General features: G+C 47.8%; 1 protein-coding gene. It reads left to right on the forward strand.

Going from position 1 to position 548, the window contains the following annotated elements; all coding sequences use genetic code 11:
* Window positions 1-215: hypothetical protein (locus GPL15_RS22500; RefSeq protein ID WP_215700923.1), on the forward strand; the 215-nt coding region annotated here is incomplete at its 5' end.
* Window positions 216-548 lie beyond the last annotated feature (333 nt).

A 548-nucleotide genomic window follows, 5' to 3' on the forward strand; every position in this document is an offset into this window, starting at 1 on the left:
TCGGTTTTCAGTTTCTGCCCGTCTTTTTTGATGCCTGCAGACTAAGTTCCACTAACGGTTTCCAGACGACTTCCCACACCATCAGAGCACGGCCCGCCCCGCAGGTTTCAAGCCCCGGCCCGGCCATCGGCCCCTCGTCCCGCTTTCCTGCTGGTTTTTCTCTGGCTAAAGGTAATAAAAGCAAATTTAACATAAAGGGCGAACATAAAGGGTGAAGGCATTTTCGAAAATGCCTTCACCCTTTAATATAAATCCCCACACCATTTAACATCAACCCTGAAGGCATTTTCAAAAATGCCTTGACCTTTTACTGTTAATCTCCACGTCAGTTACTTGAAATGTCTATGTCATAATCTGCACGAAATACCAAACATCGTCTTAATCCAACGCTTCTTTGCTTCTTCTACGTCCCTTCTCCAAATCTTTATTTAACCTTTATCAGACCAGTACACAGCCATGAATCCCGGGAATGTTGACGGACGGGGGCGGAGGCCTGCTTGGAGGTTTGACGCCAACGGATTCCGCTCCCCCCGGCATCAAACCTCCAA

The organism is Clostridium sp. MCC353, from assembly GCF_018785315.1.
Taxonomy (GTDB): Bacteria; Bacillota; Clostridia; order Lachnospirales; family Lachnospiraceae; genus CHH4-2.